The sequence below is a fragment of the Nesterenkonia lutea genome, from assembly GCF_014873955.1.
Classification (GTDB): Bacteria; Actinomycetota; Actinomycetes; order Actinomycetales; family Micrococcaceae; genus Nesterenkonia; species Nesterenkonia lutea.
In genome coordinates, this window is the sequence record NZ_JADBED010000001.1 from 2,799,875 (window position 1) to 2,812,812 (window position 12,938).

The following is a 12,938-nucleotide window of genomic DNA, read 5'->3' on the forward strand; positions in this document are numbered from 1 at the left end:
CCCCGCCGTTCCTCTTGGCTGGTTGAGCTTTCCGGTCGGTGCGCAGCCACCGGAGAACTCAACCGCCCAGGGGAAGGTGGAGGTCAGCTGACGGTGAGGCCTTCGCGGGCCAGCAGTGCGCGCTTGGTCTCGGTGCCGCCGAAGCCGTAGCCGCCGATCCCGCCGTCGGAGCGGATCACCCGGTGGCACGGGACGGCGAAGGCCACCAGGTTGTTCGCGCAGGCGCTCGCTGCGGCTCGGTGCGCCAGCGGCCGGCCGGCCAGCTGGGCGAGCTCCGCATAGGAGACCGTCTCCCCGGCGGGGATCTCACGCATGGCGGCCCAGACATCCTGCCGGTAGTCCGAGCCCGGCTGCACCACAGCGAGGTCATCCAGCGCCCGGTGATCCTCGGACGCGTAGGCCTCCAGCGCTTCGGCCACAGTGCCGGTCCCCGCGGGCAGGGGCTTCATCTCTCGGGCGGCGGTGGCCGGGGCGAGCAGCTCCAGCCGGTCCATGAGCTGCTCGAGCACCCGGCCGATCGCCGCCACCTCCGGCTCGCCTCCCTCGGCCTGGGCCAACGAGGCAGCACGGATGGTCTCATCCTCGGGGGAGTGGATGACCACGATCGCCCCCAGCCCGTCGAGCGAGGCCGAGGACCAGCGCAGCTCGGGAAGATCGGACTCCGGAAGAGGCTGCACATCAGTCATAGGCTGAATTGTCCACCGCCCGCCGACCCAGGTCCACCTGCGTCATCCGCCGGACATGCTCAGCAGACGAATATTCAGATGAAGGTGCTGATCGAGCAGCTGCAGAGGGTGTGGAACAGAGCACGGCTCTGCGACGTTGCACAAGGTGCAGCACGCAGTGACCGGCATGCCCCGATGTGATCGTGCCGACCATGAGCACCGATCGGACGACGGCGCAGCGCCAGTCATGTTAACCTAGTGAGCACGAACTACTTTTAAACAGCTGATCCCGCGATGAGCCCTGCCCGGCGTCGTAGAGGACACGAGAAGACAGAGGGGGTCTCGCTTATGGGGCGTGGCCGTCAGAAGGCGAAAGCGACAAAGCAGGCTCGGGAGATCAAGTACTACACTCCGGACACCGACCTGACTGCTTTGGAGCGAGAGCTCGCCAAGACCCGCGGCAGCGCGGATGCTCCCGTTCGGTCGCGACCGGACTCCGAGGAACGCAGCAGCAGCGTTGATCCGTATGAGGACAAGTACGGGCGCTGACCCGTGACCGAGCCGACACCAGAGGCTTTCACCAGGCCTGTTGAGAACGCCCACAGGGCGGCACTGCGGTCCATCGCGCGCGTGGTCGAGGACACCGCCGAGCCCCAGCCTGCGGAGGTGGCCCGAGAGGGCATCGCCTCCCTGCTGAGGCGGGGCGGGGTCCTCGCCGTCACCGGCGCCGGGGTCTCCACCGACTCCGGGATCCCGGACTATCGCGGGCCGCAGGGCTCCCTGCATCGGCACCGGCCGATGACCTACCAGGAGTTTCAGCACGACACCGCGGCTCGCCACCGCTATTGGGCGCGCGGCTTCGTGGGCTGGCGCCAGATGCACCGCGCCGAGCCGAACCAGGCTCACCGGCTGCTCGCGAAGTGGCAGTCCTCGGGTCTGCTCAGCGGCCTGATCACCCAGAACGTGGACGGACTGCACCGCGCGGCAGGCTCCGATCCGCTGATCCCGCTGCACGGGGACATGGATTCGGTCATCTGCCTGAACTGCGGCAACCGCGAGACCCGGTCCTCCATGGATGCCCGGCTGCAGGAGGCGAATCCCGGATACGCCGAGGCCGCCTTCGCCGCCGCGGAGAACGTGAACCCGGACGGCGATGTCACCCTGGATCAGTCCTGGGTGGAGAAGTTCCACATGATCACCTGTCTGGTCTGCGGCTCCGACAGGCTCAAGCCCGACGTGGTCTATTTCGGCGAATCGGTGCCCGCCGAGCGAAAGGCCGCGGTGGATGCGCTCGTCGAGGCCTCCTCCGCGCTGCTGGTGGTGGGCAGCTCCATGGCTGTGATGAGCGGGTTCAAGATCGCGCTGACGATGCACCAGTCCCATCGGGCCATCGGTGTGATCAATGGCGGACCCTCCCGGGCAGACGCCAAGGCCGACTGGCGCTGGCGTACCCGCATCACCCCCGCGCTCGAGGAGCTCGACCAGCTGCTGGGTGACAGAACTCACCAGTAACTGTACCGGACGTATAGTATAGTTACTTCCGTGATGACCCTTCCCTCCCTGCATGCCTCGCTCGGCCACTCGCTCACCGCCTGGCAGCGCTGGACCATGCTCGCCATCGTCTCCTCGGCGTTGCTGCTGATCGCCCTGGACAACACGATCCTCTACACCGCTCTGCCCACGCTCACCGCGGAGCTCGGCGCCTCTTCCCCGGCTCAGCTCTGGATCATCAACGCCTACCCGCTGGTCATCGCCGGTCTGCTGCCCGGCTCCGGCGCGCTGGGGGACCGGTTCGGACATAAGCGGATCTTCCAGGTCGGCCTCGGGATCTTCGGCGTGGCCTCGATCCTGGCCGCGTTCTCCGGCAGCTCCGAGATGCTGATCGCCTCCCGTGCGCTGCTGGCCGTGGGCGCCGCCGCCATGATGCCGGCCACGCTCGCACTGATCCGGCTGACCTTCGCTGTGGAGCGGGAGCGCAACCTCGCTATCGCGATCTGGGCCGCCGTCGCCACTGTCGGCATGGCGCTGGGGCCGATCGTCTCCGGCGTCCTGCTGGAGTTCTTCTGGTGGGGCTCGGTCTTCCTGGTCAACGTGCCGATCGTGGTCGCAGCGCTGGTGCTGATGCTTGTGGTCGGACCGGCGAACATCGCCAACCCACGCCGTCGCTGGGACTGGCTCTCCTCCGTTCAGGTCATGGTCGGACTGACCGCCGCGGTGCTGGCGATCAAGACCATCGCCGCCACTCCGGTGAACTGGCCGCTCTTCCTGGTCTCCACGCTCATCGCCATCGTGATGCTGACGGTCTTCGGTCGCCGGCAGGTGCGGCTGAACCGCATATCCGAGCCGCTGGTGGACTTCAGCATCTTCCGCAATCGCGGGTTCAGCGGGGGTGTGATCGCCGCCGGAGCAAGCATCTTCGCCATCGTCGGGGTCCAGCTGGGCACGACCCAGCGCTTCCAGCTGGTGGAGGGTTTCAGCCCGCTCGACGCCGGGCTCATCGTCTCGGCGCTGGCCGTGGGTTCCATGCCCTTCGCGCTCTTCGGCGGAGCCATCCTGCACCGCTCGGGTCTGCTCACGCTGATCGGCGGCGGCATGGCGGTGGCCGCCGTCGGAGCCGGCGGTGCGATCCTCGCCACGGTCCAGGACTCGCTGCTGTGGCTGGTGATCAGCTTTGTGGTGCTCGGCGCCGGTCTGGGTGCGTCCATGTCCGTGGCCTCCACCGCGATCATGGGCAACGTCCCGCCGCGCCGCGCCGGGATGGCCGCCTCCATCGAGGAGGTCTCCTATGAGTTCGGCGGACTGGTCGGGGTGGGCCTGCTGGGCAGCCTGATCACCTTCGTCTACACCCGGGTGCTGGTGCTCCCGGCCGGGGCTGAACAGTTCAGCGGCCAGGCGCCCGCGGCAGTGCTCGAATCAGGCAGCGCACCGGCCATGGCCGCCGCCGCCGAGGCCTTCGACACCGCCTATCTCGCCGTGCTGATAGGTGTGGCACTGGTGATGGCGCTCGCCACCGTCGCCTCCGTCTGGATGCTGCGCCGGTACACCCCGGGCACCGAGTCCCAGGCCTACCCCGGAAACCACTGAGAAGTTCTGCGAAACCACTGAGCGGAGATCCACCACTGTGCGCCCCTCCAAACGCCTAGAGATCCTCGATGCCGCGACCCGGGTGGTCCAGCGCGAAGGCGTGACCATGCTGACCTACGAATCCGTGGCCGCTGAGGCTGGGATGACCAAGGGCGGACTGCTCTACCACTTCCCGTCCCGTGAGGAGCTGCTGCTGGGGCTGCACCGCCACGTGGCGGCGCAGTGGGAACACTCCATGGAGACGGAGGCGGGCGGCACCGCGCAGGAGCTCTCCCGCGCGGAGCGCTTCCGGGCCTTCGTCAAGGATTCACAGAACCCTGACCGCGCGGAGCTGCTGCTCATGCTGGAAGCCTCCGAGGACCCCGTGGCCAACGCGGCCTGGGACGAGGTCTATGCCCGCTGGGCCCCGCAGCCCCCTCAGGTCACTGCGGTCCCCGACCACGACGACGCGGAAGCCGCCGCGCTCCAGCGCTTTATCGCGCGGCTCGCCGCCGACGGACTGTGGTTCTACGAGGCACTCTCCACCGAGGGGCTGAGTCCGACGATGCGCGAGCGCGTCACCGAGGAGATCATCGCCCTGGCGTATCGCGCCAGTGTTTCGGCGGCGCCGCGCGCCGACGGCGCAGAGTAGTCTCAACCAGTGGCAATTCTCTCTCTGATGCTCTTCGTGGTGGCCGGTGCCGGCACCCCAGGCCCGAACAACACGATCGTGATGGCCTCAGGCGCCGCCTATGGGTTCAAGCGCACCCTTCCCGCCATCCTCGGTGTGAACCTCGGGTTCCCGTCCATGGTCCTGCTGGTAGGCATCGGGCTGGGCCAGGTGCTCGATCAGTGGCCGGTGATCCTGGACATCCTGCGCCCGATCGGCATCCTGTATCTGCTCTGGCTCGCGTTCAAGATCGCCACCGGCCCCACCGAGCTGACCCAGAAGCCCGGGGCAAAGCCCCCGGGGTTCGTGCAGATGGCGCTGTTCCAGTTTGTGAACCCCAAGGCGTGGACTCTCTCGGTCGCGGCGCTGAGCACCTTCACCGGTTTCTGGGACTCGTTCCTGGCCGAAGTCGCCGTGATCGCCCTGGTGGCCGGCTCATTCGGCGCCCCGTGCACCATCGCCTGGACCCTGCTCGGCGTCGGCGCCGGGAAAGTGATCTCTCAGCCCAAGCACATGCTCATCTTCAACCTGGTGATGGCCGCACTGCTGGTCGTCTCGGTCATCCCCGCCATGGTGGACACCTGGGAGTCCCTGCCGCTCTAGTCTCGCCGGAACCGGGTGCGACGCAGTCTGGTAATCCCACAAATTGCCAATGCCCCCTCTCGTCAATCGGCAGATGACAGGCGCGGGGCGCGTACTAAGGCTCCTAGCCAATTTCAACTGATAGCAAGTCCAAGGTGCCAGGCTTTCATTGCCCTTCTGCGATACGGTAGGCGACATGACTCCGTCCTCCCCAGAGGGTCCTGTGCTAAAAGGACAAACGCCAGCCGATAGTCTTCCGGAGCCAGCAAGCTCGGGCTATCAACGATTCCCCTCGTTTAGTCACTGGCTGGAGGCCAGATTTGACCCCCATATTTTCGCGCGGGCAGAGGAGAATATGCTCGCAAAACGTGAGGTTGTTGGGGACGAAGCACTCCGTCAGGCCGTTATAAGAGCCAGTCGAACAGCCGCCGTCGATACCGGTGCGATTGAAGGGCTGTATACGGTAGATCGCGGATTCACCTACAGTGTCGCTACACAGGCAGCCACTTGGGAGACCTTGGTGAGGTATAAGGGTGAGCCTGCGCGACGCGCTATCGAAGATGCACTCAATGCTTATGACTATGTTCTTGATGCCGCCACGGAGGATGTCGTCGTTAGCGAAAAGTGGATTCGCGAACTACATATGACGGTGTGTGCCCATCAAGACACATACGACGTGACAACTAACGTGGGAACCCAGCAGTGAGCCCTGGAAAAGGGTGCCTATAAAACGCTCCCGAATAGCCCTTGGAATCCCTCGACTGGAAAAGTTCATGAATATGCTCCCGTATGGGATACGGCGCCTGAAATGGATCGTCTTATTCAGGAATTAAGGAGCGATGAGTTCACGCAATCTCACCCCGTCTTGCAGGCGTCTTATGCGCATTACGCCTATGTCAGCGTACATCCCTTTCCAGACGGAAATGGTCGGGTAGCACGCGCCCTGGCGTCGATCTATCTCTACCGACGACCGGGAATCCCGCTTGTGATTTTTGCGGACCAGCGGGCGCGGTACTTCGAAGCATTGGAGTCCGCCGACCGTTCGGATTACGCAGGATTTATCAACTTCATCGAAGCTTGCGCTGTGGACACATTAGGTGTCATTACGGCGCAAATGCATCCATCGGCGCCAAGCGCTAGTGCAAGTTTGGCTGACTTGGCTAACTATTACGCCAGCACATCAAGCGAGTTGGTCTACTTTAGTGCCGCCGAACGATTGGCGAAGCTTGCGATGTCTGAATTTGATAGGCATATAGGCGAACTTCCAATCCCGCCTCAAATAAGGTGTAGGACCATGGGTACGGGTTCACGCCCTCGCAAAAAGCCTGGATATAAGCCGGGTGGAGAGTAGACTAAGTTCCGGGTTTCCATTATTGCATCCGAGCCTGCTCAAGAATCTATTCAACCTGTCATCCAGGCCCTGGTTCGTGATGATGATTCCGTGGCGGACTTGATCTTGGTTTCGGAAGCATCTGATGGCTTCTTGGAGGTCGCGCTGCGGGAAATCGAACCAGCAACAACGGAAACTCTGCGACTAAAAGTTTCAGGATGGGTAGAAGGGCAAATGGCTGTCTACCTCCAGTCGCTTCACAAACGAATGGGCCACTCGTAGAAGGGGCCAGAGGGCGCAGCCACGCCGCGCTATCTGTACTTTAACGGGCGACATAACTCGGGGTACTGAATCAGGTACTAACGCTGTACATCGCATTGTCGCTGACAGCCCTTCCATCGCCGTCAGCTAGACGCTTAGGGCCCCCAAACGAACGAGATGGCGTCGCAAGAACGTGCGGGAATCTTCTTGAACCTTCCTGCGATGCTGATTGGCCACAACCTGCTCGACGTTCTCGAGTATCGCGAGTGAGGCCATACAGGATTCGCTGGTCTCGTCGTTCCAAGTGAGTCTGGGGTGCACCCGAGACAGGCAAGACCAGTCAGCGGTCGTGCTGCAGGGGACCCGCGCTCAGGCGCAGCTGCTGGTGGCTTATCTCCGCGGCCCAGCGCTGGTCATGGGTGGCCACCAGCACCGCACCGCCCGCCACAGCGAAGTCACGCAGCACGGCGCTCAGCCGGGCCATCCCGGCGGCGTCCCGGCCCAGGGTCGGCTCGTCCAGCAGCAGCACCGAAGGCCGCAGCAGCAGCGCCGAGGCGATCACACAGTCCTTGCGCTGCGCCGGCTGCAGGTCATAGGGATGCTCCTCGGCGTAGGTGCTGAGGCCCGCGAGGTCCATCACGCGCTGGACATCCAGCTCCCGCTGACTCCGTGCCTGGTGCCGCTCCGCGCGGCGCAGCCGACGACCGCCGGAGCCCAGCGGGGCCGCGCGCATCAGCTCGCCATGCACCGTGGAGGCGGAGAGCTGATCTCCGGGGTCTTGGCCAACCCAGGCGATGTGGCCCGCCCGGCGATGCGTCGGTTCCCCTGCAAGCTCGACACCGCCGGGCCCGGCGATGCTGGTCCCAGGCTCTGTGGACACAAGTCCCGCGAGGGAGCCGAGCAGCGTGGATTTGCCTGAGCCATTGGCGCCCAGCAGTGCGGTGACTTCCCCGGCGCGCAGATCCAGTGCGAGGTCGCTGAGCACATGGACGGACGCGCGCTGGACGGTGAGTCCCCGCACGTGCAGCAGCACCTCCTGGTCGGGGCCGGTTGCCGGGCCAGAGGACTGGGCATGGGCCTCGGTCCGTGCACACGCCTCGCTGCGCGCATCCCAGATCCCGTGGTCGGACAGCTGAGTCGGGGTGGGCTGCGCCGACGTGAGTGTTGCCGGCGTGATCGACGCCGGAGCCAGACCGCCCGGTCCACTCGGAGTGGGCCGCCCGTTCTCCAGGAACAGCACCTGATCGCAGTCCGCGGTCAGCTCATCATGCTGATGTCCCGTGAGCAGCACCGCACCACCGTCGGCGCGGAACTCGCGCAGAGACCGGGCCAGGCGCCGTCGTGCGCTGTGGTCCAGTGATTGGGAGGGTTGGTCCAGCACCAGCACGCTGGGCCGAAGGGTGAGCAGGCCCGCCAGCGCAGTGAGCTGGCGCTCGCCGCCGGAGAGCGTCGAGAGGTCACGCTGAGCCAGGGCGCCGATGCCCAGCGACTCTAGGCTGGTCTCCGCGCGGTCGAGGCACTCCTGCAGCGACAGACCGAGCAGCCGCCCAGGCAGCGCCGCCTCAGCGCGAACGGTACGGGTCAGCCCGGTGAGCTGTGCCTCGGGGTCATCGCCCAGCATGCCGACGCCGATGCCGTTCAGCGCCCTGACGCCGCTGGCGTGGCCGTGTTCAGCGAGCAGCCCGGCGACGGCCCGGGCCAGGGTGGAGGTGCCTGCCCCCTGTGGACCGAGCACGGACATCCCGTCTCCGGCTTGCAGCGCCAGATCGATGCCGTCGAGCGCCGGGGACGAGGCCCCGCGGTAGGTGAAGCTGAACTCCCCCAGGGTCAGCAGCGGAGTGCGCTCACGCATCGGAGGCCCCCATCAGGTCAGTGGCGGCCGGAAGCGGCAGCAGCCCGGCCAGCGAGGCGCAGACCAGCAGCACCGAGACGGCCACGGCGCCCCAGCGCAGGCCTCGCTGAGCGGGGCCCCGGGGATAGAGCTGGGCGGGCGTGGGTCGGGGCGTCTCGCCGAATCCTCGCTGGGTCAGCGCGTCGTGGCGCTGATCCAGCTGGGTGATCGCGGTGACCAGCAGTCCGGCGAGCACACCGGTGAGCAGCCGCAGCCGCACCAGCAGTCGGTCGGTGTCCCACCCGCGTGCGGCCCGGGCGGCCAGCGCTGAGCGCACCCGGTGCTGGGCCAGCGGGATCAGGGTCATCGCGGCCGCGCAGACATACGCCAGGGACAGCGGCGCGCGCAGGGCGAGCAGCCCGTCGAAGGCGCGCGAGGGGTCCGAGCCGAAGGCGAACAGCGCGCAGACGGCCACCATCGCCGCCACCCGCAGCCAGAGCTGGACCGCGAGCGCGAGTCCCTCCACGGTCACGGCGGCAGGTCCGAACTCCGCCAGCACCTGGGCCTGCTCGCCGGGGTAGAAGAGTCCCTGGATGATGCCGACCATGACCAGCATGGGCCCGGCCAGCACGAGCAGGCTCAGCAGCCAGCTGCGGAAGCGCACCCGCGGCGAGACCGCCGCCGCGGCCGCCGCGCAGAGGAGCACGGCGGCCGGGACGAGCGGGGACGGGATCCCGTAGACGAGCAGAAGTGCGCAGCCGAGCAGGACCAGCTCAGTGGCTGGATGCAGCCGCACGCGCAGGCTCCGCGGAGGAGGTGTTCCGGCGTCGCACCATCGAGTGTTCGGTGAACGGGAACCGGCTGCGCAGCCGCTTGGGCAGCGCCGCGATCACCAGGAAGGCCAGCGCGAAGATGATGGCCTTATCGGCGATATCACTGCCGAGACCCTGGATGGTGGCGGCCTCCAGCATGGACGAACCGGCGCCCTGCAGCGCGGCGACGAGACTACCGGTGCCCACGCCGAGTCCGCCGCCGTAGATGAAGGCGGCCACGGGGGTGGCGATCAGTCCCGTGGGGATTCCTGCCACGGCGCCGGCGATCACGGCCCACGAGATGCGGCGGAAGCCTCCGAGCCGGGCGGCCCAGCCTGCCGCGGCACCGATGAAGGCGGAGCCGGCGGTGAAGGCGATGACCGTGGGGTTGATGGTCACACCCCAGAGCACGTTGGTGAGGATGCCGGTCAGCGCGCCTGCGGCCGGGCCGGCGATGACACCGATGATCACGGTGCCCAGGGAATCGAGGTACAGCGGGATGGGGGTCATGGTGCCGACGATCTGCCCGGTGGCGATGTTCAGCGCGATCATGACCGGCATCAGCGCGAGCACGCTGCGCGGGATCCGCGGAAGCGTGCCGGCGGCGATGAGTGCGGCGCCCAGCAGGTAGCCGACCATGACGCCGAGGGTGGTGTGCCCGAGATCGGCGCCGAGGGTGGCAGGCTGGCTGGTCAGCACCCAGAGATAGGTGCCAGCGATGACGGCGGCCCCGGCGGTGAGCGCGAGGGTGGACCAGAGCGGGGGAGCGGGCCGGGTGTGGGTCCCGGCGCGGTGCTGCGTGGAGGCCTTGTTTGTGGGCGTCGTGGTGGTGCGATGCTTCGGGGTTTCTCCGGGATCCGCCGCGGTGACGGACCCCTGCCCAGAGTGCGTGTCGGTGGGAGTCATATCAAACAGGTCCTTTTCTCAGAGTGTTGGTCAGGTGATCAAGAAACGCTTCAGCGTCCAGGCTGCGGATGATCTCCGCATTGGGAGCTCGGCCCCAGCGACCCAGCCAATCAGCCACAGTCTCGCCGCGAGTCAGGGTGCCGGTGAGTTCGACGTCGACCGCTGCCATCTCGGTCTTCTGCGCCCAGGGAATTATCCCGTGTGTTCGGTGTGCAGACGAATCCGCGTCAGCCTCGTCCGTTGGGGAGGAGCTTTCATACTGACTCCTGGCCCAGAGGACCGCCGCCGCAGTCACATAGGGATCATGGACATGGGCCAGGTAGCCGTGGCCATCGGACTCGTGGAACTCGAAGTAGAACCGCAGCGCCTCGGCGAGCTGGGTCAGCCAGGCCGACCACCGCGGGTCGGTGGGTCCAGCGAGCATGTGTTCCAGGCGCTGAGGAGTCAGCGCCACGGCCTCAGTGGCCTCGAGGGGCCCGATGACCGGCAGATGCGTGGCTTCCCCGAAGGCGTCGAGCACAACCTTGGCGGCCTCGGGGTCATAGCTGACGTTCCACTCGGTGGTGGGCCGAGTGTTGCCGCGGTAGTTGAAGGCCCCACCCATGATGAACAGCCGCTTCAGCAGCTGCGGCAGGCGCGGTTCCAGCTCGAGCGCCAGGGCCAGGTTCGTCGCGGGCCCGACGAGCACCCCGACCAGCTCTCCGGGACGGGCATGAGCGGCACGGACCCAGGCCAGCGCCGCAGATAGATCATCCGCAGACAGATCATTCGCGGACAGGCCATCCGTGCCGAGGCCGCCGCCGGGCAGCTGCGCGTATCCGACGCCGGTGTCTCCGTGGGTCTCCTCGGCGTATTCGGAGACGCCCGCCAGCGGGTGCTCCGCGCCGGGATGGACCGGCAGATCTCCTCGACCGGCCAGCTGCAGCCATCCGAGAGTGTTGGCCACCACCTGCGCGGTGGAGACGTTGCCGCCGCTCGCGGCGAGACCGAGGATCTCGACGTCGTCCTGGCAGAGGAGCCAGCCCAGCGCCAGGGCGTCGTCGATGCCGGGATCGCAGTCGAGGAAGAGGGGGATCACCTGCACCATTGTGCCGGGTTCTGCTGAACGGACCTTGACGGGCGCTGTGGAGGCGTTCGTAGGGTGAGAACAGGAGGGAGCAGAGATGACGGATTCCGGAGAACCTCGCAGCGAGGCCCAGCGCGCATGGCCCGCCCGCTACAACTGGATCCTGGGGCGTCCGGACAGGCTCGGTGCCGGCGCGATGATGATCTGTGGCGGTGGGCTGCTGTTCAACAGCATCCTCGCCATGGTGCGGATGTTCTCAGGCACCGGCGATGTGGTCGAGATGTGGTTCAACATCGCTGGGGCACTGCTGGGGCCCTTCGGACTTCTCTACTTCTGGGCGGGATTTCGGCTGCGGAGAGTCAGGTCTCATGGGGCACGCTCCGTCGAGGACTGGTCGGGCTGATCCTGTTCGGCCCACACCGCTCGTACGGCATTGAGCAGGTCGTCCTCGGAGACAGTCGAGGACAGGGCGCGGTCAACGGCCTGGCGCACATGGGTGAGCAGTTCGCCGGGCAGGACCGAGGGCTGCTCCGCCACGCGAGTGCCGGCCGCGCCGCGGGTGACGATCATGCGTTCAGCCTCCAGGGAGCGGTAGGCCTTCGCCGCAGTGCCGACGGCGACTCCCAGGTCGCGGGCCGTCTGCCGGACAGTGGGCAGCCGGTCTCCTGCGCCCACGCGTCCGGAGAGGATCAGCCCCCGGTAGTGGTCCGCGATGTCCTCGGCGGTGTACTCAGCCATGGACGGTGAGCCCGCTGTGTGACCCCGCCCCAACGCTGGAGGCTTCGGCTGGAAGCACCTGTGGCCGACGCAGGGCGATGCGCGCCACCAGCAGCAGCAGGACATAGCCGAGGAGCTGGAGCGTGAGCGAGGCCCAGAACAGCCAGGGTGAGATCGCGGAGACGCTGGTCTGCCACTCGTATCCGTCTCTGACCAGAGTGATGTCACCTGCCTGGGACACCAGGCGGGTGGCCCGAGCCAGCGTGACCAGCACTGCTCCGGCGCTGAAGAGGATGAACAGGGTGGCGAGGGTTGATCGCGAGGCCGCTTCCGCTGTCACAGTCTCGGGCCTGAGGAACGGGCGGACGGCATTGACGTGAAGCACCAGAAGCGTCAGCAGCACCAGGGCCAGCGTAACGCCGGCGACCGGCAACCCATACGCCCAACCGAAGAAGCTGATGCGCATTCCGCCCCCGACGCCGGCCGCATCCTCGCCGACATCGAGCTCAAGAATGCGGTGGATGCCGTCTTCATCGGGGCTGGAGGCCGATCCGGCGAAGGCAACCAGTCCGAGCAGCAGGATTGTGGGGACGATCAGCAACCAGAGCTGACCCGCACCAAGGAAGGAGCGCCACGTCCGCGGACGGGCCGGGGCGACGGGAGCTGCGGGGGTTCGTCGGAACAGCACCATCAGCAGCACGAAGCAGAGCAGGGCCACACAGGCACCGAGAAGGAGATCCGCATAGGACCACCAGTGGTAGTCCACCAAGAGCATCCCGTCAGCCAAGTAGCTTCTCAGTTGGTAGGAGACGGAGTAGAGGAGGGCGAGAACTGCGAGCACCCCCAGTGCGACGCGCACGGCGCCGTCGGGACGGGCGCTACCGGGAAGGTGAGGCACCTGCGGCAGACGGCGCCGCAGCGACGGGAGCGAGAAGCAGGCGAGGATCACCACCGCGAGGATCAGGATCGGGGCATCGACGACGATCTGCCAGACGGGCATGGTCTCTCCAGGTGAAGAGGCGGTTCCGCCGAGGC

At 66.7% G+C, this 12,938-nt stretch carries 15 protein-coding genes; 8 read left to right on the top strand and 7 right to left on the bottom strand.

Annotated elements, in window-relative coordinates; all coding sequences use genetic code 11:
• Positions 1–83: 83 nt before the first annotated feature.
• The gene (locus tag H4W27_RS12760; RefSeq protein WP_192596270.1) at positions 84–686 is read right to left on the bottom strand and encodes a methylated-DNA--[protein]-cysteine S-methyltransferase; all 603 of its coding nucleotides are present in this window, start codon (positions 684–686) and stop codon (positions 84–86) included.
• Between the two features lie 327 nt (positions 687–1,013).
• On the opposite strand from H4W27_RS12760, the gene H4W27_RS12765 reads away from it, so the two are divergent.
• From H4W27_RS12765 to H4W27_RS13970, 7 genes are all read left to right on the top strand, one after another.
• Positions 1,014–1,214 (top strand): DUF3073 domain-containing protein, encoded by a 201-nt coding sequence (locus H4W27_RS12765; RefSeq protein ID WP_192596271.1) that lies wholly within the window; start codon positions 1,014–1,016, stop codon positions 1,212–1,214.
• Between the two features lie 3 nt (positions 1,215–1,217).
• Positions 1,218–2,177 (top strand): Sir2 family NAD-dependent protein deacetylase, encoded by a 960-nt coding sequence (locus H4W27_RS12770; RefSeq protein WP_192596272.1) that lies wholly within the window; start codon positions 1,218–1,220, stop codon positions 2,175–2,177.
• A gap of 33 nt (positions 2,178–2,210) precedes the next feature.
• Positions 2,211–3,749 carry an MFS transporter gene (locus H4W27_RS12775; protein ID WP_225939120.1) on the top strand — a complete coding sequence of 513 codons (1,539 nt, stop codon included), beginning with the start codon at positions 2,211–2,213 and terminating at the stop codon, positions 3,747–3,749.
• A gap of 37 nt (positions 3,750–3,786) precedes the next feature.
• Entirely contained in the window at positions 3,787–4,380 is a 594-nt protein-coding gene (locus H4W27_RS12780; RefSeq protein WP_192596273.1) for a TetR/AcrR family transcriptional regulator, read from the top strand.
• A 9-nt stretch (positions 4,381–4,389) separates the two neighbouring features.
• On the top strand, positions 4,390–5,001 hold the full coding sequence (locus H4W27_RS12785; RefSeq protein WP_192596274.1) for a LysE family translocator: 612 nt from the start codon (positions 4,390–4,392) through the stop codon (positions 4,999–5,001).
• Positions 5,002–5,335: 334 nt separating this feature from the next.
• Positions 5,336–5,686 carry a hypothetical protein gene (locus H4W27_RS12790; protein WP_192596275.1) on the top strand — a complete coding sequence of 117 codons (351 nt, stop codon included), beginning with the start codon at positions 5,336–5,338 and terminating at the stop codon, positions 5,684–5,686.
• A gap of 3 nt (positions 5,687–5,689) precedes the next feature.
• A complete protein-coding gene (locus H4W27_RS13970) occupies positions 5,690–6,331 on the top strand; it encodes a Fic family protein (RefSeq protein ID WP_192596610.1) in 642 nt (213 codons plus the stop codon).
• A gap of 580 nt (positions 6,332–6,911) precedes the next feature.
• On the opposite strand, the gene H4W27_RS12800 is transcribed toward H4W27_RS13970, so the two are convergent.
• From H4W27_RS12800 to H4W27_RS12815, 4 genes are read right to left on the bottom strand one after another with little or no spacing between them, the layout of a single operon-like run.
• On the bottom strand, positions 6,912–8,423 hold the full coding sequence (locus tag H4W27_RS12800) for an ATP-binding cassette domain-containing protein (protein WP_192596276.1): 1,512 nt from the start codon (positions 8,421–8,423) through the stop codon (positions 6,912–6,914).
• On the bottom strand, positions 8,416–9,198 hold the full coding sequence (locus H4W27_RS12805) for an energy-coupling factor transporter transmembrane component T family protein (RefSeq protein ID WP_318782365.1): 783 nt from the start codon (positions 9,196–9,198) through the stop codon (positions 8,416–8,418). Before H4W27_RS12805 ends, H4W27_RS12800 begins: the two co-directional genes overlap by 8 nt.
• Positions 9,176–10,120 carry an ECF transporter S component gene (locus tag H4W27_RS12810; protein WP_192596277.1) on the bottom strand — a complete coding sequence of 315 codons (945 nt, stop codon included), beginning with the start codon at positions 10,118–10,120 and terminating at the stop codon, positions 9,176–9,178. The genes H4W27_RS12805 and H4W27_RS12810 overlap by 23 nt, the downstream gene beginning before the upstream one ends.
• A 1-nt stretch (position 10,121) precedes the next feature.
• On the bottom strand, positions 10,122–11,198 hold the full coding sequence (locus H4W27_RS12815; RefSeq protein WP_404821858.1) for a nucleoside hydrolase: 1,077 nt from the start codon (positions 11,196–11,198) through the stop codon (positions 10,122–10,124).
• 85 nt (positions 11,199–11,283) lie between these two features.
• On the opposite strand from H4W27_RS12815, the gene H4W27_RS12820 reads away from it, so the two are divergent.
• Entirely contained in the window at positions 11,284–11,589 is a 306-nt protein-coding gene (locus H4W27_RS12820) for a hypothetical protein (RefSeq protein ID WP_192596279.1), read from the top strand.
• On the opposite strand, the gene H4W27_RS12825 is transcribed toward H4W27_RS12820, so the two are convergent.
• Positions 11,553–11,924, bottom strand: a complete 372-nt coding sequence (locus tag H4W27_RS12825) for a GntR family transcriptional regulator (RefSeq protein WP_192596280.1) — start codon at positions 11,922–11,924, stop codon at positions 11,553–11,555. The two genes, H4W27_RS12820 and H4W27_RS12825, sit on opposite strands and share 37 nt — an antisense overlap.
• Positions 11,917–12,903 carry a hypothetical protein gene (locus H4W27_RS12830; protein WP_192596281.1) on the bottom strand — a complete coding sequence of 329 codons (987 nt, stop codon included), beginning with the start codon at positions 12,901–12,903 and terminating at the stop codon, positions 11,917–11,919. The genes H4W27_RS12825 and H4W27_RS12830 overlap by 8 nt, the downstream gene beginning before the upstream one ends.
• Positions 12,904–12,938: the final 35 nt, after the last annotated feature.

Bases quoted from the DNA above. Each gene is read 5' to 3' on its own strand.
- H4W27_RS12775 (WP_225939120.1), top strand. From the start codon at position 2,211: ATGACCCTTCCCTCCCTGCATGCCTCGCTCGGCCACTCGCTCACCGCC.
- H4W27_RS12800 (WP_192596276.1), bottom strand. From the start codon at position 8,423: ATGCGTGAGCGCACTCCGCTGCTGACCCTGGGGGAGTTCAGCTTCACC.
- H4W27_RS12760 (WP_192596270.1), bottom strand. From the start codon at position 686: ATGACTGATGTGCAGCCTCTTCCGGAGTCCGATCTTCCCGAGCTGCGC.
- H4W27_RS12790 (WP_192596275.1), top strand. From the start codon at position 5,336: ATGCTCGCAAAACGTGAGGTTGTTGGGGACGAAGCACTCCGTCAGGCC.
- H4W27_RS12830 (WP_192596281.1), bottom strand. From the start codon at position 12,903: ATGCCCGTCTGGCAGATCGTCGTCGATGCCCCGATCCTGATCCTCGCG.
- H4W27_RS12820 (WP_192596279.1), top strand. From the start codon at position 11,284: ATGACGGATTCCGGAGAACCTCGCAGCGAGGCCCAGCGCGCATGGCCC.
- H4W27_RS12810 (WP_192596277.1), bottom strand. From the start codon at position 10,120: ATGACTCCCACCGACACGCACTCTGGGCAGGGGTCCGTCACCGCGGCG.
- H4W27_RS12765 (WP_192596271.1), top strand. From the start codon at position 1,014: ATGGGGCGTGGCCGTCAGAAGGCGAAAGCGACAAAGCAGGCTCGGGAG.
- H4W27_RS12825 (WP_192596280.1), bottom strand. From the start codon at position 11,924: ATGGCTGAGTACACCGCCGAGGACATCGCGGACCACTACCGGGGGCTG.